Source organism: Youxingia wuxianensis, assembly GCF_014385085.1.
Taxonomy (GTDB): Bacteria; Bacillota; Clostridia; order Oscillospirales; family Ruminococcaceae; genus Youxingia; species Youxingia wuxianensis.
Genome location: NZ_JACRTD010000005.1, coordinates 22,923 through 41,479, shown reverse-complemented (window position 1 = coordinate 41,479; position 18,557 = coordinate 22,923). Strand labels below are relative to the sequence as shown.

At 47.7% G+C, this 18,557-nt stretch carries 15 protein-coding genes; 11 read left to right on the top strand and 4 right to left on the bottom strand.

Annotated features, from left to right (window positions below; genetic code table 11):
• Positions 1 to 19: 19 nt before the first annotated feature.
• Positions 20 to 568, bottom strand: a complete 549-nt coding sequence (locus tag H8705_RS07835) for a helix-turn-helix domain-containing protein (protein ID WP_262395284.1) — start codon at positions 566 to 568, stop codon at positions 20 to 22.
• A gap of 432 nt (positions 569 to 1,000) precedes the next feature.
• Here H8705_RS07835 and H8705_RS07830 point away from each other — a divergent pair, with 432 nt between their 5' ends.
• The 3 genes from H8705_RS07830 (at position 1,001) to H8705_RS07820 (ending at position 5,398) form a co-directional block, all read left to right on the top strand.
• On the top strand, positions 1,001 to 1,732 hold the full coding sequence (locus tag H8705_RS07830) for a DUF523 domain-containing protein (protein WP_262395283.1): 732 nt from the start codon (positions 1,001 to 1,003) through the stop codon (positions 1,730 to 1,732).
• Positions 1,733 to 1,751: 19 nt separating this feature from the next.
• On the top strand, positions 1,752 to 4,307 hold the full coding sequence (locus tag H8705_RS07825; protein ID WP_262395282.1) for a 3'-5' exonuclease: 2,556 nt from the start codon (positions 1,752 to 1,754) through the stop codon (positions 4,305 to 4,307).
• Positions 4,308 to 4,441: 134 nt separating this feature from the next.
• Positions 4,442 to 5,398, top strand: coding sequence for a carbohydrate kinase family protein (locus H8705_RS07820; protein ID WP_262395281.1), 957 nt, complete (start codon positions 4,442 to 4,444; stop codon positions 5,396 to 5,398).
• Between the two features lie 35 nt (positions 5,399 to 5,433).
• On the opposite strand, the gene H8705_RS07815 is transcribed toward H8705_RS07820, so the two are convergent.
• Positions 5,434 to 6,267, bottom strand: a complete 834-nt coding sequence (locus tag H8705_RS07815; protein ID WP_262395280.1) for a DegV family protein — start codon at positions 6,265 to 6,267, stop codon at positions 5,434 to 5,436.
• Positions 6,268 to 6,581: 314 nt separating this feature from the next.
• Between H8705_RS07815 and H8705_RS07810 the strand changes: the two genes are divergently transcribed.
• From H8705_RS07810 to H8705_RS07800, 3 genes are read left to right on the top strand one after another with little or no spacing between them, the layout of a single operon-like run.
• Positions 6,582 to 6,815, top strand: a complete 234-nt coding sequence (locus H8705_RS07810; protein ID WP_262395279.1) for a FeoA family protein — start codon at positions 6,582 to 6,584, stop codon at positions 6,813 to 6,815.
• Positions 6,812 to 8,818, top strand: a complete 2,007-nt coding sequence (feoB, locus tag H8705_RS07805; RefSeq protein WP_262395278.1) for a ferrous iron transport protein B — start codon at positions 6,812 to 6,814, stop codon at positions 8,816 to 8,818. Before H8705_RS07810 ends, feoB begins: the two co-directional genes overlap by 4 nt.
• A gap of 16 nt (positions 8,819 to 8,834) precedes the next feature.
• On the top strand, positions 8,835 to 8,990 hold the full coding sequence (locus H8705_RS07800; RefSeq protein ID WP_262395277.1) for a FeoB-associated Cys-rich membrane protein: 156 nt from the start codon (positions 8,835 to 8,837) through the stop codon (positions 8,988 to 8,990).
• A gap of 140 nt (positions 8,991 to 9,130) precedes the next feature.
• On the opposite strand, the gene H8705_RS07795 is transcribed toward H8705_RS07800, so the two are convergent.
• The gene (locus tag H8705_RS07795) at positions 9,131 to 10,819 is read right to left on the bottom strand and encodes an ammonium transporter (RefSeq protein WP_262395276.1); all 1,689 of its coding nucleotides are present in this window, start codon (positions 10,817 to 10,819) and stop codon (positions 9,131 to 9,133) included.
• A gap of 125 nt (positions 10,820 to 10,944) precedes the next feature.
• Positions 10,945 to 13,041: a glutamine synthetase III family protein gene (locus H8705_RS07790; RefSeq protein WP_262395275.1), complete on the bottom strand. Its 2,097-nt coding sequence runs from the start codon at positions 13,039 to 13,041 to the stop codon at positions 10,945 to 10,947.
• A gap of 400 nt (positions 13,042 to 13,441) precedes the next feature.
• On the opposite strand from H8705_RS07790, the gene H8705_RS07785 reads away from it, so the two are divergent.
• From H8705_RS07785 to H8705_RS07765, 5 genes are read left to right on the top strand one after another with little or no spacing between them, the layout of a single operon-like run.
• Positions 13,442 to 14,557: a class II glutamine amidotransferase gene (locus tag H8705_RS07785; RefSeq protein ID WP_262395274.1), complete on the top strand. Its 1,116-nt coding sequence runs from the start codon at positions 13,442 to 13,444 to the stop codon at positions 14,555 to 14,557.
• Entirely contained in the window at positions 14,557 to 16,062 is a 1,506-nt protein-coding gene (locus tag H8705_RS07780; protein WP_262395273.1) for a glutamate synthase-related protein, read from the top strand. Before H8705_RS07785 ends, H8705_RS07780 begins: the two co-directional genes overlap by 1 nt.
• Before the next feature lie 3 nt (positions 16,063 to 16,065).
• On the top strand, positions 16,066 to 16,497 hold the full coding sequence (locus H8705_RS07775) for a 4Fe-4S dicluster domain-containing protein (protein ID WP_262395272.1): 432 nt from the start codon (positions 16,066 to 16,068) through the stop codon (positions 16,495 to 16,497).
• 4 nt (positions 16,498 to 16,501) lie between these two features.
• Positions 16,502 to 17,734: an NAD(P)/FAD-dependent oxidoreductase gene (locus tag H8705_RS07770; RefSeq protein WP_262395271.1), complete on the top strand. Its 1,233-nt coding sequence runs from the start codon at positions 16,502 to 16,504 to the stop codon at positions 17,732 to 17,734.
• Entirely contained in the window at positions 17,731 to 18,456 is a 726-nt protein-coding gene (locus H8705_RS07765) for a GltB/FmdC/FwdC-like GXGXG domain-containing protein (RefSeq protein WP_262395270.1), read from the top strand. Before H8705_RS07770 ends, H8705_RS07765 begins: the two co-directional genes overlap by 4 nt.
• The last annotated feature ends 101 nt before the right edge of the window (positions 18,457 to 18,557 follow it).

The window sequence follows — 18,557 nt, the reverse complement described above, 5'->3', positions numbered from 1 at the left end:
CATGCACCGTTCTTTCTGATTATTCATTAATAATAGTCAGGAAACGGGCGTGACCGCCGATCGCTCGCTGACCATGGGGCGTCGTGGGGTTAAAAAAGATGCTATCCCCCGCTTCCAGCTCAAACCGCTTGGCTCCGATAACCACCGCGATTTTCCCTTCCAGGACATAATTAAATTCCTGGCCGCTGTGGACGACCAGCTCCGCGCCTTTTTCATCCGGGTCCAGATCAACGATCATGGGCTCCAGCGTGCGGTCGATGTAATTAAACGCCAAGGAAGTGAACTTGTATCCTTTATAACGCTCCACCGAAACGCCCTGTCCCTGACGGACAATGGTATAATCGCTCATGCGCGGCGCTTCTCCTGTGAGGAGCACAGTCGGGTCCACATTCAGGACGCCGGCGACACCATAGATCACCCCTACGGGAATATCCACCTGGCCGTTTTCATATTTTAGGTACTCTTCCACCGGAACATTCACCTGTTCTGCCAGCTGGGCCACGTCTACGTCTAGTATTTCGCGCAGCTCTTTGATTCTCTGGGAAACCTGCATAATTTGTTCGTTCATGTTGCTCCTCCTTTTTCAAAATTTTAGATTTATATGTTTTTTAATTGTAGCATTTTACACCAATAAATTACAGTACAAAAGTTAACTATTTTTCATAAAAAAGATAGGGTTATTTTGAGGAAATACGCTAATTATAAAAAATTTCTGTCCAAGCGCCAATGATAAATCGTCTATTCTTTGGTCTCCGCCCCCCAGTTGTGACGGTTAATACTTTCAAACACCCCAATTGCCGCACCGCGGCATTTTATCCTGTTGAAAAAATCTCAAAAGTGCGTTACACTTAGTTTGCCGGATTGTATTTTTTCAGTGCTCGCCGGTGTTTTCCGGCTTTCCCACCCCGGCCGCTTTCTCTTACTATATTGCCGGTCTTGTCGGAAATCGTCAAGTTTCAAAAACAGTTTATTTTAAAAAGTTAGATTGCGGGGACTTTCTATGCCACTGGATCAAGCCACTCATATTATTTTAAATCATAATGTCTATTCTCCCGCCGTAATCCCCGTGGATTATGGCGGTACTCTTGTATGCAGCTATTTCTTTCATCTGTCCCATGGAGAATATCTGTGTGCCAGTTCCCTGCAGGCCCCAAGGGAGGCTTCACAGGAAGAAAAGGCAGAGTTTGCCTGCAAAATGGTATGCAAAGAGTGCCGTGAAAGACTGTCCCGGCATAAAGATCTTGCTATCCGGTGCGATTATCTGGATGTGGATTCTACCATTCAGTACCGCAAAGAGCACGCCGCGCTTTTAGATATCGAGTATTTAGTCAGCGCGTGCCTGTGCGGAGAACATTGCCGGTATGACGGAAAGAGCAATATTCAAAAAAGCGTTGCCCAGCTGGTTTCTCAAGGCAGGGCGCTTGCTGTATGTCCCGAACTATTCGGCGGCCTTCCCACACCCCGGCCTCCCTGCGAAATTTTCCAGGGGAAAGTATATGATGTACACAACCAGGAGCAGACGGCTGCCTTTTTAAAAGGGGCTCAGCGCACCTTGGACATAGCCAAAAAACTGGGTATTAAAAAAGCGATTTTGAAGGAAAAAAGCCCCTCCTGCGGCGTACATTTTATTTATGACGGCAGTTTTTCCGCGTCGGTGATCCCCGGCCAGGGGCTCACCGCCCGCTTGCTTTCTCAGCATGGCGTGACGCTTTTATCGGAAAACGACCTGTAGCTTAAAAAGGAGAAGTAGGATGAACACGACCTTGCCTATCACGCTCAATTCCCAGCAGAGGGAAGTAGTAGAAAACCTGCAGGAAAATATCCTTTTGTTAGCGGGCGCGGGCACCGGAAAAACCAATACGCTGGCCTATCGCATCGCCGCTATCCTATCCCAGAAAAAAGCGAGTCCAGAAGAGATTTTATGCCTTACTTTTACCAATCGGGCCTGTAAGGAAATGAAGGAACGCATTTCTTCCATCGTGGGGGCAGCTTCCCTTTCAGTAGATATTTTTACAGTACATAGTTTCTGCGCCCAGCTCCTGCGGACGGCTCCTTCCCAGTATACGGATATTTCCGGTGATTTTGCTGTATTTGATGAAACGGACTCCCTGGAAGTCGTCCGGGAAGTGATGTTTGAAATAAAGCAGGCCCAGGTCGCCGACCGTCCGGCCCAAATTGTACAAAGCTTTATCGGTCTGGTCAAGGAAATTTACCTGCTGGATCCTGCCGGAGGGTATACCAAAGCTGCCGCGCAGGCGTTTGTTTCCCAACGGGAGAAAATCGAGCGTCTATGCTTGGACCAATGGTATCAGCCGGATCCAAAATTTTTCAGGTTTCTTGGAAAGTACGGCGTTTCCCTAGTGGAACTTTATAATCAAAAAATGGCCCAAAACAACGCTTTGGATTTTAACGACCTGCTGATTAAAACAGGACTTCTGTTATCCCAGCCGGAGTTTTTCTCCCTGTGGAAAGAAAAATATAAATTTGTCCATGTGGACGAGGTGCAGGACGTGAGTATCGCTGAATACCGGTTGATACGCAAGTTGTGTCTAGCCGCCGTTACGCTGATCTGCGGGGATTTTAATCAAACCATTTATCAGTGGCGCGGTTCCCAGCCCAATGAGATCATACCTCTTTATCAGCGGGATTTTTCTCCTGTAACCATCCGTTTCACCTCGAACTACCGCAGCAGCCAGGGGCTGCTTTCCCTGGCCCGGCAGTTTTTATTCAACGCTTTTCATATAGGGGAAGCGGCATACTCTCCCGGCAGCTTAGTATCCGGTGAAAATCCGGATGTGATCCTGCGGGAGTTCGACACCTGCCAGGAGGAAGCGGATTTTATCTGTCAAACAGTCGCCGGTCTTTCTTTGCAGGATGCCTGTCAGGTAGCGGTCATCGCCCGTACTAATAAGGCCTGCGGCCAACTGTGCCAAATATTGCAGGAAACTCAAAAAATTTATAATAATCAGGTACAGTTTGTCCCTGGGGATCAGTACCGAATGTTCCGCTGCGCCTCGGTAAAAGATCTTCTGGCCGGTATTCATCTCTTGCTGCACCCCTTCGACAGCGAAAGCTTAAAACGTCTGCTGATTCGCTATGTGAAAGGGGTTGGCGAGGTTACTGTCAACGCTATTATTCAAGGGTATAAACAGGGCTTGGGAATTTCTTTGTGTGATTTTGTGGACCGCCGGACGTTTGAAAAGCAGGATTTCTTTTCGCCCCTGCTGGATCAGTTGGAGTGCGGAAATGTAATCGTTTTTGATGTGGAAAGCACTGGCACGGATGTATACACGGATGATATTATCCAGATTGCCGCTATACAGATTGACCAAACAGGCCGGGTTATTTCTCGGTTCCAACGGTTTTTGCGCCCTTCCAAGCCGGTAGGCAGCAGTGAAAAGGTGCATGGTTTCAGCGACCGTTTCCTTGAAGAAAACGGGGAAGACCCTGCTGTGGTTCTAAAGGATTTCCTTGCCTTTGCGGGGGAAGATGTGATCGTAGGGCACAATGTGTCCTATGATATGACTATTCTGCGGTATAATCTGTCTCGCTGCAACATTTCCTCGCCGTTAGAAAATCTATACTATGATACCTTGTATCTAAGCCGGCGGTATCTCAAGGATCTGCCCAATTACAAGCTTTCTACTCTGGCTCAGCGGTTTAACACTCCCCACCAGCCTTCCCATGACGCTATGGATGATATTTTGGCTACCGCTGATCTGCTGGTAATATTAGCCGACCAATACCTGCGTCCCACACGGGAGGCGCGTACGGCATTGTATAAGAAGTATCTAAGCCGGTTTGAAGAAATTTCTCTGAATACAGCCCGCCTGCGGCAGGAAAAAAATAACCTGGATGCGTATACGCTCCTGACGCAGCTGACGCAAATGCTGGGAATAAAAGAAAAATACAAGGATCAGGAAGAAAACCTTGCGGCATTGGAATGGCTTATGGAATTTGCCCGGGAGATGGAGGAAAAAGACGCCTGCGCTTTGTTGTCCCGTTTGTTGGAGATTTCCGCTCTTTCCGCAGGGGAAATGGGGGAAATCGGCGCTTCTAAAAATAAGATTATGGTGATCACCGCCCATCAGGCCAAAGGCTGCGAGTTTGATTATGTTTTTCTTCCCATGCTCCAGGATTTTGTTTTCCCTACCTACCTTTCGATTAAATCGGGAAATTTGGAGGAGGAAAAACGGGTGTTTTATGTTTCTATCACTCGGGCCAAGAAAAAACTTTTCCTCACCTGGTCCGCTTACGGGGATGGGAAAATGAATAAAGCCAGCCGCTTTTTGAAATATATCGAATAAACAGCAACCGCCCGGTATCCACCGGACGGTTGCTATTTCTTTTAAATGGGAATTTTTTTCTTTTGCTATTTACCCCTTAGGATTAATTTGTTATTCTAAAGGAAAAGATAATCTTTAAAGGGGTGATATGGTCAATGTATGACGTGGTTGCTATGGGAGAAATCCTGATTGATTTTTCTCCGGCGGGAACTGCCCAAGGCGGCTGTCCCCTGTTTCAGCAAAGTCCTGGCGGCGCTCCAGCAAATATGGCCTGCGCCTGCGGGAAATTTGGATTGAAAACCGCTTTTATCGGAAAAGTAGGCGCGGACAGCTTCGGCCGTTTTTTGAAAGATACGCTAATTTCCAATGGGGTGGATGTTTCCGGGCTTCTTTTAACGGATCAGTTCCATACCACCCTTGCCTTTGTTCATCTCTCGGCGGATGGGGACCGTTCTTTCAGCTTCTACCGGGATCAAACTGCAGACGTAACCCTTTGCAGCAAGGAAATCAATAAAAATCTGTTTAAAAACTGCCGTCTGTTCCATTTCGGGTCGCTTTCCATGACCACCCAGCCCTGCCGCGACGCGACAATGACCGCTTTGTCCTACGCCAGGCAGTCCGGCTGCCTCATCTCCTACGATCCTAATCTTCGGGAGCCTTTATGGGCGGATTTATCCCAAGCGAAACAGACCATGCTTTCTGTGATGGAGGATACTGACATTTTAAAAATTTCCCAAGAGGAGCTGGTCTTTTTGACTGGTATTGATCACTTGGAAAAAGGCGCTCACTACCTCTCGCACAAATATCATATTCCTCTGGTGCTAATTACCCTAGGCGCCCAAGGTTCATATGCCTATTTTAACGGATTTTCTCTGCGCCTGCCTGCGCTGCCGGTGCGTGCAGTTGATACCACTGGAGCGGGAGATTCCTTTATCGGTGGATTTCATTACATGCTGCTGACCAAAACAAAAGGGAAACTGGCATATCTGACGCCGGAAATCTTAAAAGAATGTCTTATCTTTGCCAATGCTACCGGTTCTTTAACCACCACTAAAAAGGGCGGTATTTCAGCTCTGCCCTCCTTGTCGGAAGTGCAAAATGCCATAAAATAAAAAAAGCGGGGACATCGTCCCCGCTTTTTATCCAGTTAAAAGGCGATGATTACGCCGCCTTCATTGGCGTACATACTGCTTAGCCCTCGTGTAGGCACCACTTTAATATCTTTAAAGTTGTATCGTTTTTCTGCTTCTTCTTTAATAAAGTTCGCCTGTTTTTCATTATTGCAGTGGGTAATAACCAGGGTGTGTTCCTTAAAGTTGGTGCAGCACTCCCCTATGATCTCCACCAGCCGGGCAAACGCCTTATCCGATCCCCGGACCTTTTCATGGAGCTTGATATTCCCCATATGAGCGGTCATAATCGGCCGCATGGATAATACTGTGGCCAGGTGGCCGGTCACCATCCCCATACGCCCCGCCTTAATCAAAGTATCCAGGCTTTCCAAAATAAAGAAGGTTTTCATATTGTCGATAAAATCGGTTACTTTAACTACAATACTGTCAAAGTCCAGCTTCTGATCGATACATTCCTTTATTTTTAGTCCTACCGCAATCTCGCCTGCAGAGGCGCTCAGAGAATCAAATACATGAATTTTTTTCTCCGGCTCTTCATGCTCTACCAGACCCTTTGCGATCATAGCGCTGTTATAGGAACCGCTCAGTTTGGAAGAGAGCGTTACCACAAACGTATTCATACATCTGCGCAGTTTATCCGCATACGCTTGAGGAGAAGGGCAGGAGGACTTGGGGCCTTTTCTACTTTTTTTCATCGCGGCAAGAAATTCATTGACATCCAGGTTCTGATCGTCTACATACGTAACCCCATCTACCAGCATAGACAGAGGCACCGCCTGGGCGCCCAAAGATTCCTCTAGCTCCGGGATCAGTTCGCAGCAGCTGTCAACTATCAATTTATGTTCCATAACCTCTATCCTTTCCCGCCGATTAAAACCGGCTCCAATTACACATATCTTATCCTATCGTATTTCACATTGGGAATCAATGGTTATTAGGCAAATTTTCTATAAATTCCAAATAATTTATCTCTAAAATTGTTATTTCGCTATTATTATATGTAACCGTTGAAAATAACATTTATATTTTATCCTGGGTATGTCATAAAATCATAGGTTATCGTTGACAAACTATATAAAAACGATTAAAATTTAAACGGCGGCCGCTAGAGCCGTTTTATTTGTGTTTTAGCGTTAGCATTGGCTAACGCCGGGAGGTTATTATGACATTGGATCAACTGAAAACCGGCAGCAGCGGTATTATTATCAGTGTTGGCGGCAGCGGCGCTTTGCGGCGGCGCTTATTAGACATGGGACTTACCCCTAACACCAAGGTATATATACGCAAAGTCGCCCCGTTGGGCGATCCCATTGAACTGCATCTGCGTAGTTACGAGCTTACCATCCGCCGGGAGGATGCGGCTAATATTGAGATAGATGAGGTGGTGGATGGATGATTATCGCTTTAATTGGAAATCAGAACTGCGGTAAAACAACCTTGTTTAACCAACTCACCGGCAGTAACCAGCACGTGGGAAATTTCCCCGGCGTTACAGTAGACCGCAAAGAGGGTATTATCCGCAAACATGAATCCATGCAGGTAGTGGACCTTCCTGGGATTTATTCTTTGTCTCCTTATACCTCAGAAGAGGTGGTAACCAGGGATTTTCTCATCAAGGACAAGCCGGATGCGATTTTAAATATTATCGACGCCACTAATATTGAACGAAATCTATATCTCACCCTTCAGTTGATGGAACTGAATATTCCTATGGTATTGGCTCTGAATATGATGGATGAGGTCCGCTCCAGCGGCAACTCCATTGACGTGAAAAAACTTTCTGCTACCATCGGGCTGGAGGTGGTTCCGATTTCCGCCAGCAAAAACGAAGGCGTCAGCGAGTTGATCGCCCGGGTGGAGGAAGCGGGACGGCTGCATCTTCTCCCTAAAAATCACGATTTTTGCCGGGGAGAAGTACATACTGCCATTCACGCTATCAAACATATCATCGAGCCCAAAGCTGATGCAATCGGCGTGCCCGTTCGCTTTGCCGCCACCAAGTTGGTGGAAGGGGATCAACCAATGCTGGCTCAGCTGGGTCTGACAGAGTACGAAATTGATATTATCGGGCATATTGTAGATAATATGGAAAAGGTCATGGGGACCGATCGGGAAGCGGCGCTGGCAGATATGCGGTATTCCTATATTGAAGAGGTGTGCGAGGCGTGCGTCCACAAACATCAGGAAACTTATGAGCAGCAGCTTTCGGTCAAAATTGACGGCCTGCTCACCCACCGTGTTTGGGCTATTCCTATTTTTATCGCAATCATGAGCTTAGTGTTCTGGTTAACCTTTGGCGTCATTGGCGCTACCTTAAGTGGTTGGTTGACAGTAGGAATTGATAGTGTTACGGCTCTGACCGATCAGGCGCTGACAGGCCTAAATGTCAATACTGCCATCCATTCTTTGATTATCGATGGTGTATTTGCCGGAGTGGGAAGTGTGCTTTCTTTCCTGCCGACCATTGTAGTATTGTTCTTTTTCCTCTCTCTTTTGGAGGACAGCGGCTACATGGCTAGGGTCGCTTTTGTTATGGATAAACTGCTTCGAAAAATCGGTCTTTCCGGGCGCTCCTTTGTACCTATGCTCATTGGCTTTGGTTGTACGGTGCCGGCAGTAATGGCGACCCGTACTCTGTCCAGCGAGCGGGATCGAAAAATGACGATTGCCCTGACGCCATTTATGTCCTGCAGCGCTAAACTGCCTATTTACGCTGTATTTTCTCAGGCGTTTTTTCCAAAGTACGCTCCCCTGGTTATGATTTCTCTTTATGTGCTGGGAATGGTAGTGGCTGTTTTAGGCGGGCTTTTGTTGAAAAGCACAATATTTAAAGGAAATCCTGTTCCTTTTGTCATGGAACTTCCCGCATATCGCCTGCCCTCCGGGAAAACCATCGCACTTCATATGTGGGAAAAAGCGAAGGATTTTTTGGTTCGGGCCTTTACAATAATTTTTGTGGCCACCATTGTTATCTGGGTGTTGCAGACGTTTGATTTCCGCTTCAACATGGTCACCGACAGCTCTCAAAGCATGCTGGCGATGATCGGTTCTGTAATCGCTCCAATTTTTGCTCCTCTAGGATTTGGAGACTGGCGGGCGTCTACCGCTTTGATTACCGGACTCACCGCCAAGGAAGCGGTTGTCAGTACCTTGGCAGTACTTACGGGGGCGGGTAATTCCGCCATGCTCACCCCCCTGTTGGCAGGAATCTTTCCTACTCAGGCGGCGGCATACTCCTTTCTGGTGTTTACTCTGTTGTATATGCCGTGTGTGGCGGCCTTCGCCACCATTAAACGGGAGCTGACCTCTTTAAAAAAGGCCGTGGTTTCCATGGCAATACAAACAGGGGTCGCCTGGTTGATCGCGTTTATCATTTATCGTCTGCTCCTGCTGCTATAAGAAAGAAGGGGGTTCTATGAATTTAGCCGATATCTTTATTCTTATAATTTTAGCCGTTTTCGTGGTTGCCGCGGTAGTTTTCCTGCACGCCCGCAAAAAAAAGGGCGGTTGTGGCTGTAGCGGCTGCAGCGGCGGATGTATAGGCTGTGAAAAATCGGAAAAAGAAGAATAAGTAAAGACGTCCGCAGACGTATACTTCTTTTTATAGACGACAAAGGACCCCCGTCGAAAGACAGGGGTCCTTTGCCGTGTTGTGTTTATCTATAAGAAGAGATGGGTCAAAACAAAATAGGAAAAGGGATTGGGGCGCTGCTATTCTATATCCTGAAGAGCGTCGTAACCTTCTTCCCCAGTGCGTACCTTCACCACGTTTTCCACATCGTATATGAAGATTTTTCCGTCCCCGATGTGCCCGGTGTAAAGCACCCGTTTGGCAGTTTCAATGACAGTTCTCACCGGAACTTTGCATACAACGATTTCCACCTCAATTTTAGGAAGCAGGTTCATTTCCAGAGGAATGCCCCGGTAGTATTCTGTACTGCCCTTCTGCATGCCGCATCCCAGTACCTGGGTTACAGTCATACCGGTGATCCCGATCTCGTTCATCGCTACTTTTAGCGCTTCGAATTTGTTTTGTTTACATACTATCGCGATCTTAGTCATCTTAACATCACTGGCCTCTGGTCTGCCATCCACCAGTTCCACCGGTACTGCTTTCGCAACCGAAACCGCATCTGCAGGCAACGCCTCCCCTGCGTCACTGCTATCGATGGATTCTACCATAGGCATAAAGTCCGCATAGCTGCTGACGAGTCCGTGTTCTTCAATATCCAGTCCGACTATTTCCTCATGAGGGGATACCCGCAGTCCTACGGTATGTTTAATAAGCTGAAATACAATGGTCATAGTAACCGCCACCCAAGCGATTACCGTCACTACGCCTAAGATCTGGATGATCAGGAAGTGTGCGCCCCCTCCATAAAGAAGTCCTCCGTCTACTGCAAATAATCCGGTTAAAATGGTTCCTGTCGCACCGCACATACCATGTACGCCGATTGCGCCTACCGGGTCGTCAATTTTGCACACTTTATCAATAAACTCAATGCCGAACACCACTACAAAGGCGGCGATCAAACCAATGAAAAAAGCGCCGGTAGGGGTTACCATATCACATCCTGCGGTGATTGCCACCAAGCCGGCTAAAGAGCCGTTTAACGTCATAGATACATCCGGTTTTTTATACCGCACCCAGGTGATAATCATAGTGGTTACCGTAGCGGTAGCCGCCGCCAGGTTGGTCGTGACAAATATGTTGGACGCCGACAGGAGAGCGTCGTCTCCGGTCATGGATACCGTGGAGCACCCGTTAAACCCAAACCAGCAGAACCACAGGATAAATACACCCAAAGCGCCTAAAGTCAAACTATGGCCAGGAATGGCCCGGGGTTTTCCGTCCTTTCCATATTTTCCAATACGAGGGCCCAGGATTTTTGCGCCTATCAGGGCCGCAACTCCACCCACCATATGTACTGCGGTAGATCCGGCAAAATCATGAAATCCCATTTGGGAGAGCCATCCGCCTCCCCAGATCCAATGCCCGGAAATAGGGTAAATAACGGCGCTGATAACCGCACTGTAAATACAGTAGGAGATAAATTTGGTTCTCTCCGCCATAGCGCCGGATACAATCGTAGCCGCCGTCGCGCAGAATACCGTCTGGAAAATAATAAACGCCGCCGTAGGGTAGGTCCCGGAATAATCTCCCCGGATCAGGAAATCAAATCCACCGATCAGCGGGCCGGAACCCGCGAACATCAGCCCAAATCCAAGAGCCCAAAAGATCGGGGTGCCTATAGCAAAGTCCATAAGGTTTTTCATAATGATGTTGCCGGCGTTTTTTGCCCGGGTAAAACCGGTTTCTACCATGGCAAATCCAGCCTGCATAAAGAATACCAAGGTTGCGCCAAGTAACACCCAAATGGTATCTACAGACGAATACATATGCTTACTCCTCCTCAAAACAAAGGACGTGTGTTCTTTGGAAAGGATGCTATCCTTTGTCCATTTTTAAGAACACACGTCTTTGTGTTTTTTTGTTATTTCTCCTTTTTTATCCTGCCAAACTGTCAAACTCCAAACAGCAGCTCGCCATAGGTAGGATACGGCCAATATTTTTCACCCACAAGGGTTTCAATCTCATCCGCTACTACTCTGAGTTCCTGCATTGCCGCAAATACAGTGTCACGATAGTAATGAGCGCACCGGACCATATCACTTTCCTCATTTTTGGCGTCTACCAGCGCCTTATCCAGCACCTCGGCTTTCTTTGACAGGCACCCGCACAAGGTGGAGAGTTTGCAGATCAGTTTGGTTTCGCTTTCACAGGGAATATCCGCGCTTAGCGCTTTTGCTGCCGATGCAGTTTCTCCAACGTCTTTGATATAGGAATAGGCCGCAGGCAGAATTTGCTTTTTTACCATATCAAGCATGGTTAATGCCTCAATATTAAGCACCTTACAGTAGTTTTCCAGCAGGATCTCACAGCGGGAGCGCATTTCGGTTTCTGTAAAGATATGATGCTTAGTAAACAGCTTGATATTTTTATCACTTACGAATAAGGGCAGGGCGTCCGCAGTGGATTTCAAATTGAGAAGTCCGCGTTTCTGTGCCTCTTGTACCCATTCATCCGAATAGTTGTTGCCATTGAAGATGATGCGTTTATGTTTTTTTAGAGTTTCTTTGATGATAGCATTGATCTCCGTCTTAAAGTCAGAAGCCGTTTCCAGGCGGCTGGCAAACTGATCCAGCGCATCCGCGATGATCGTATTAAGTACAATATTGGGCCCGGCGATCGACACGGTGGAACCTAACATTCGAAACTCAAATTTGTTTCCAGTAAAAGCAAAGGGGGAAGTTCTGTTGCGGTCGGTCGTGTCTTTTGGGAAGTGGGGCAGGACATCTACGCCGATAACCATTTCCGACTTCTCTTTTTCATCGTAGGAACTGCCGTTTTCAATGGATTCCAAAATCTCCGTCAGTTCATCTCCCAAAAACATAGATACAATAGCCGGAGGCGCTTCGTTGGCCCCCAAACGATGATCGTTTCCTGCGCTGGCTACCGAGATGCGAAGCAGATCCTGATGCTCATCCACCGCTTTGATCACCGCACACAAAAACAACAGGAACTGAGCGTTATCATGAGGAGATTTCCCTGGTTCCAGCAGGTTTACGCCGGTATTGGTGGAAATAGACCAGTTGTTATGTTTTCCGCTTCCATTGACCCCGGCAAAGGGTTTTTCATGGAGGATACAAGCCAGTCCATGGCGTAAAGCTACCTTCTGCATCATTTCCATAGTCAGCTGGTTGTGATCGGTGGCAATATTGGTATTTGCAAAGATCGGCGCCAGTTCATGTTGGGCGGGTGCAACTTCATTATGCTCGGTTTTTGCCTGAATGCCCAGTTTCCAAAGTTCTTCGTCCAGATCCTTCATATAGGCGTGGACCCGAGGCTTGATGGAGCCGAAGTAGTGGTCTTCCAGTTCCTGTCCTTTAGGCGGTTTCGCCCCGAACAGGGTGCGTCCTGTATATACTAGGTCTTTTCTTTTCTTAAACTGTTCCCGGTCCACCAAAAAATATTCCTGTTCCGGCCCGACGGTGGTGATCACTCGTTTCACGTCGGTATTCCCAAACAGCCGTAAAATACGCAGAGCCTGGGTGTTGACCACTTCCATAGAACGAAGAAGAGGGGTCTTTTTGTCCAGCGCCTCTCCCCCGTAAGAGCAAAATGCAGTGGGGATGCAAAGAACGCCTTCTTTAATAAAAGCATAGGAGGTCGGATCCCATGCGGTATAACCCCTGGCCTCAAATGTAGCCCGCAGGCCCCCGGAAGGAAAGCTGGAAGCGTCCGGCTCCCCTTTAATGAGTTCTTTCCCGGAAAATTCCATAATTACCGTGCCTTCGCTGCCGTTGGGGGAGAGAAAACTGTCATGCTTCTCAGCAGTAACGCCGGTCATCGGCTGGAACCAGTGGGTAAAGTGGGTAACTCCTTTTTCCAACGCCCAGTCCTTCATTGCATTAGCCACTACATTTGCTACGGTAATGTCCAGTGTTTTACCATCCTGGACAGTTTTTTTCAGAGCTTTATACGTGTCTTTCGGCAGACGCTCTTTCATCACAGTGTCATTGAACACCATACTGCCAAACAGTTCCGGGACCTTGCTCATAAAACACAACCTTCTTTCCATTATTCTCTGACAGATAGTTTTAAAGCAAAAGAGAAAGACGCCTATAGGTGACATGCACCTACAAGCGTCTTTGCTTTGGTATGCCCAAAGTATATACCCCGGCAGTTTGTTTGTCAACGGATTTTTTGAATATTTTGCAAGATTTGTAAAATTAACTTGCATTTTTTTATAAGAGGAAGAAATAATAGTATAATTTTAACAAAATTTTTTATTTTAACTTGTTTCATCTGACTTTTCCCTTGACAGGGGCGGAATATATAAGGTATACTGCATTCACTGAACAAGGACGTTCATTGAACCCGCTCTATATGCGGGCTCAATGAACGTCCTTTTGTGTTTGTCTATATTATTGCGGCAACAAAAAGGAGGCCTATTACAAATGAGACAGGATAACGCTCAGCTTCCCCAGCGGGAGGGCGAGATAAGAATTCCCTCCGGATGTGCTATCTCCGGGATTTTTTCCAAAACCGGCGAAAAAATAAACGGCAGAAAAATTATCGACTCCATCGCCACTATGCACGACCGTTCCAACGGCTTGGGCGGAGGATTTGCCGGTTATGGTATCTATCCCCAATATAAGGAGTATTACGCGCTGCATGTGTTTTACGAAAGCAGCAAAGCCAAAGAAGAATGTGAAAAGTTCATTGATAAAAAATTCGACATCATTAACCTTTCCAAAATTCCTGTTCGTCCCACCCCAAAAATTACCAACGAACCGCTGATTTGGCGGTACTTCGTAAAGCCTCAGCACAATATGCTGGAAAGCAGCCATCTAGATGAGGCGGAGTATACCTGCCGCAATGTCATTCAAATCAACACCACGATTGAAGGCGCTTATGTTTTTTCTTCCGGAAAAAACATGGGGGTGTTTAAAGCGGTTGGTTACCCGGAGGATGTGGGGGAATATTATGGCCTGGAGGATTACGAGGGTTACTGCTGGACTGCCCACGGACGGTATCCCACCAACACTCCCGGCTGGTGGGGCGGGGCCCATCCCTTCGCCCTGCTGGACTATTCTATTGTACATAACGGCGAAATCTCTTCCTATGACGCTAACCGCCGCTATATAGAAATGTTTGGCTACAAATGTACCCTGCTCACAGATACTGAAGTGATTACCTATATTATTGATTACCTGGTGAGAAGGCAAGGCCTTACCTTGCAGGAAATGGCAAGTGTAATTGCAGCGCCCTTCTGGTCCACGATTGAGAAATATCCTCCCGAAGAACGGGAGCGGCTCACCTATCTGCGCAATACTTTTTCCAGCCTTTTAATCACCGGTCCGTTTTCTATCCTGCTGGGGTTTTCCGGAGGAATGATGGCTCTTAACGACCGTCTGAAACTGCGTTCCATGGTCATCGCGGAAAAAGGCAGTACCGTTTATGTGGCAAGTGAGGAATGTGCTATCCGTGTAGTGGAGCCAACGCTGGATAAACTCTGGTCTCCCAAAGGCGGAGAGGCGTTTATCGTAACTTTGGAAGGAGGCGAGCGGTAATGGCTGTAGATTTCCTGTATCCCCCATATGAAGTCATCCGTAATCATGATAAATGTATCACCTGCCGTGTGTGCGAACGGCAGTGCGCCAATGAAGTTACCCGGTATGATCCCCAGCACAATCGTATGATCAGCGACGACGCCAAATGTGTCAACTGTCACCGCTGCGTTTCTCTGTGCCCTACCCGGGCAATTAAAATCGTAAAAACCGATCACACCTTTAAAACCAACGCCAACTGGACAGGGGATACCATCTCCGCGGTCTACCGACAGGCGGGTACCGGCGGCGTGCTGCTTTCGTCCATGGGTAACCCGGAAGCTTATCCGGTCTATTGGGATAAAATGCTGATCAATGCTTCCCAGGTAACCAATCCTCCGATCGATCCCCTGCGGGAGCCTATGGAAACAAAAGTTTTCTTGGGTCAAAAACCGGATGCGGTTCAGCGTGACGAGCAGGGTAAGCTGATAAATAATTTGGCCCCTCAGCTGGAGCTGTCCACCCCGGTAATGTTTTCCGCCATGTCCTATGGTTCTATCAGCTATAATGCTCACGAAAGCCTGGCCAGAGCAGCCCAAGAGCTGGAAATCTACTATAATACCGGTGAAGGCGGGCTGCATGAAGACTTTTATAAATATGGAAAAAATACAATTGTTCAGGTGGCTTCCGGTCGTTTTGGGGTATATAAGGACTATTTGGAGGCGGGAGCCGCTATTGAAATCAAGATGGGTCAAGGGGCAAAGCCCGGAATCGGAGGTCATCTGCCAGGTGCAAAAATTGTAGGGGATATCTCTAAAACCCGTATGATTCCTGAAGGTTCCGATGCGATTTCCCCTGCCCCCCACCATGATATTTATTCCATTGAGGATCTGCGTCAGCTGGTATTTTCCTTAAAGGAAGCCACTGAATATAAAAAGCCCGTTATTGTAAAAATTGCAGCGGTCCATAACGTTGCTGCCATTGCCAGCGGCATCGCCCGCAGCGGCGCGGATATCATTGCTATTGATGGGTTCCGGGGAGGGACCGGCGCGGCTCCTACCCGTATCCGGGATAACGTGGGGATCCCTATTGAGCTTGCCCTGGCCAGTGTGGATGAACGTCTGCGTCAGGAGGGAATCCGAGGAAATGTATCCATTGTAGTCGGGGGCAGCATCCGCAACAGTGCCGATATTGTAAAGGCCATCGCTCTGGGGGCGGATGCAGTATACATTGCCACCAGCGCTTTACTGGCGCTTGGATGCCATCTGTGCCGCAGCTGTCAGACCGGAAAATGCAACTGGGGTATTGCTACCCAGCGCCCGGAACTGGTAAAACGCCTAAACCCGGAAATCGGTTATCAGAGGCTGGTTAATCTGATTACTGCCTGGACCCATGAAATTGAGGAAATGATGGGCGGAATGGGGATCAATTCCATCGAAGCGCTCAGAGGAAACCGCTTGATGCTTCGGGGAATCGGGCTCACTGAGAAGGAACTTCAGATTCTGGGAATCAAGCACGCGGGGGAATAAAGGATGAAAAGAATTTATGTAAATGAAAAATGGTGCCTTGGCTGCCATCTTTGCGAATACTACTGCGCTTTTGCCAATTCCGGCAGCGACGATATGGTAAAGGCATTAAAGGACATTACGATCCACCCGCGCATTAAAATTGAGGAACGGCAGGGTATCAGTTTTGCCGTTTCCTGCCGCCACTGTGAGGAGCCTTTGTGCGTTAAGAGCTGCATTACCGGCGCCTTAACCATCCATGACGGCGTCATCACCATCGACAGCGACAAGTGCGTGGGCTGCTATACCTGTATCCTTTCCTGTCCATATGGCGCGGTAATGCCGTCGGGAAGCGGGGCGATTCAAAAATGCGAGCTGTGCGTCAAAAATTCTTTTGGCACCCCTGCCTGTGTTCAAGGCTGCCCCAACAAAGCTATTGTTTATGAGGAAAGGGCGTGAGCATATGAACTATGTAATTATCGGCAATTCCGCGGCGGCAATAGGCGCGGTAGAAGCGATCCGCTGCCAGGATGACCAAGGAAAAATTACCATAATCGCCAGTGAGCCATACCATACTTATTCCCGTCCTCTAATTTCCTATCTTCTCTGCGGTAAAACTGATCTGCAGAGAATGCGGTACCGCCCGGAGAGTTTCTATTCCGACCGTCAGGTTACTCCCCTGTTGGGAAAAACCGTATCAGCTATCGATCCGGCGACAAAAACGGTAACCCTTACGGACGCAAGGGTTATCCCCTACGATAAGCTGCTGGTAGCTACCGGTTCTGTCCCCTTTATTCCACCTATGCAAGGGTTAGACCAGGTGGAAAAAAAGTATACTTTTATGACTTTGGATGACGCTAACGCATTGGAAGAGGCGCTTACTCCAAAAAGCCGGGTACTTATTCTGGGCGCTGGTCTGATTGGGCTAAAATGCGCCGAAGGGATTTCCAATAAATGCGCTCATATTACCGTTATTGATCTGGCGGATCGGATACTCCCCAGTATTTTAGACGAAAGGGGTTCCCAGATTGTCCGAGAGCATATAGAAAAACAGGGGATTCAATTTAGTTTACAAAACAGCGTCGCTTCTTTTGAAAATGGTACTGCCCACCTAAAAAACGGCGAAAGCGTCCCGTTCGACGTCCTGGTGATCGCCGTAGGAGTGCGCCCCAACACCGAGCTTGTGAAAAATGCCGGCGGAAAAGTGAATCGAGGAATTGTAACCGACCAGTACTGCCTCACCTGTCTGCCGGATGTATACGCTGCAGGAGACTGCGCTGAAAGCCTTGATATCACCACCGGCTCCCAACGGGTACTGGCCCTTCTGCCCAACGCTTATATGCAGGGGGAGTGCGCCGGAACCAACATGGCAGGCGGAGAGAAGAAATATGATCACGCCATCCCTATGAACGCCATTGGATTTTTTGGGCTTCATATTATTACAGCCGGGTGTTATGAGGGGGAGGAATATGTGGATGAAAAATACGGATGTTATAAAAAACTGGTCACCAAAGATGGTTTGCTAAAGGGGTATATCCTCATCGGCGCCATAGAACGGGCAGGGATTTACACTTCCCTGATCCGGCAAAAAACGCCTCTGGATACCATTGATTTTGAGCTCATTAAAGAAAAGCCTCAATTGATGGCATTTTCCAAAATCGAAAGGCTCAAGCAGTTAGGAGGAGTAAAGGGATGAAGATCGAAGCGAGAAATATGCATTTTAAAGATTTAAACGAAGCCGTCCGCCATACTTCAGATACGAACATCGAGATTGACCAATGTTTGGGGCAGCGATATATCGCTAGCGGCCTGGGCGGGAAAAGCATCACTATCAATGGCATCCCAGGCAACGCCTTAGGTTCTTATTTAAACGGGGCTGATATTGTAGTCAACGGCAACGCCCAGGACGCCACGGGAGATACTATGAATGAAGGACATATTTATATTCACGGCTCCTGTGGAGATGCGACTGGCTATGGAATGCGGGGCGGAAAAATTTATATCCGCGGAAGTGCAGGATATCGTGCCGGGATTCATATGAAAGCGTACAAAGATAAACTTCCGGTCATCGTCATTGGCGGGAGCGCCGGCAGCTTTCTGGGGGAATATCAGGCAGGCGGTATTATCATTGTATTGGGGCTTGATCGGGAGGATTCGTCTGCACCAGTGGGACGCTTTTGCGGTACGGGGATGCATGGAGGAAAAATCTTCCTTTGCTGTGATAACGTTCCGGACGACCTGCCGGGACAGATCATTGTACACAAAGCAAAACGGGAAGAACTTGGGGAAATAGAACATTATATCTCTGAGTATTGTGCACATTTTGGAGGCGAAGAAGAGCGAATTCTTTCAAAAAACTTTTATATTTTGTCCCCAAACAGTAAAAATCCTTACAAACAGCTTTATACTTATAATTAAATCGTGTATAATTAGAAAAAACAATCCGTCTTTAAGGCAGACTTTTCTGCCTTAAAGACGCAATATTTTTATTCGGATAAGCCCTGCGCCAATGGGAGGTA

Coding starts and splice junctions, on each gene's coding strand:
- H8705_RS07835 (WP_262395284.1), bottom strand. CDS start 568: ATGAACGAACAAATTATGCAGGTTTCCCAGAGAATCAAAGAGCTGCGC.
- H8705_RS07830 (WP_262395283.1), top strand. CDS start 1,001: ATGCCACTGGATCAAGCCACTCATATTATTTTAAATCATAATGTCTAT.
- H8705_RS07825 (WP_262395282.1), top strand. CDS start 1,752: ATGAACACGACCTTGCCTATCACGCTCAATTCCCAGCAGAGGGAAGTA.
- H8705_RS07820 (WP_262395281.1), top strand. CDS start 4,442: ATGTATGACGTGGTTGCTATGGGAGAAATCCTGATTGATTTTTCTCCG.
- H8705_RS07815 (WP_262395280.1), bottom strand. CDS start 6,267: ATGGAACATAAATTGATAGTTGACAGCTGCTGCGAACTGATCCCGGAG.
- H8705_RS07810 (WP_262395279.1), top strand. CDS start 6,582: ATGACATTGGATCAACTGAAAACCGGCAGCAGCGGTATTATTATCAGT.
- feoB (WP_262395278.1), top strand. CDS start 6,812: ATGATTATCGCTTTAATTGGAAATCAGAACTGCGGTAAAACAACCTTG.
- H8705_RS07800 (WP_262395277.1), top strand. CDS start 8,835: ATGAATTTAGCCGATATCTTTATTCTTATAATTTTAGCCGTTTTCGTG.
- H8705_RS07795 (WP_262395276.1), bottom strand. CDS start 10,819: ATGTATTCGTCTGTAGATACCATTTGGGTGTTACTTGGCGCAACCTTG.
- H8705_RS07790 (WP_262395275.1), bottom strand. CDS start 13,041: ATGAGCAAGGTCCCGGAACTGTTTGGCAGTATGGTGTTCAATGACACT.
- H8705_RS07785 (WP_262395274.1), top strand. CDS start 13,442: ATGAGACAGGATAACGCTCAGCTTCCCCAGCGGGAGGGCGAGATAAGA.
- H8705_RS07780 (WP_262395273.1), top strand. CDS start 14,557: ATGGCTGTAGATTTCCTGTATCCCCCATATGAAGTCATCCGTAATCAT.
- H8705_RS07775 (WP_262395272.1), top strand. CDS start 16,066: ATGAAAAGAATTTATGTAAATGAAAAATGGTGCCTTGGCTGCCATCTT.
- H8705_RS07770 (WP_262395271.1), top strand. CDS start 16,502: ATGAACTATGTAATTATCGGCAATTCCGCGGCGGCAATAGGCGCGGTA.
- H8705_RS07765 (WP_262395270.1), top strand. CDS start 17,731: ATGAAGATCGAAGCGAGAAATATGCATTTTAAAGATTTAAACGAAGCC.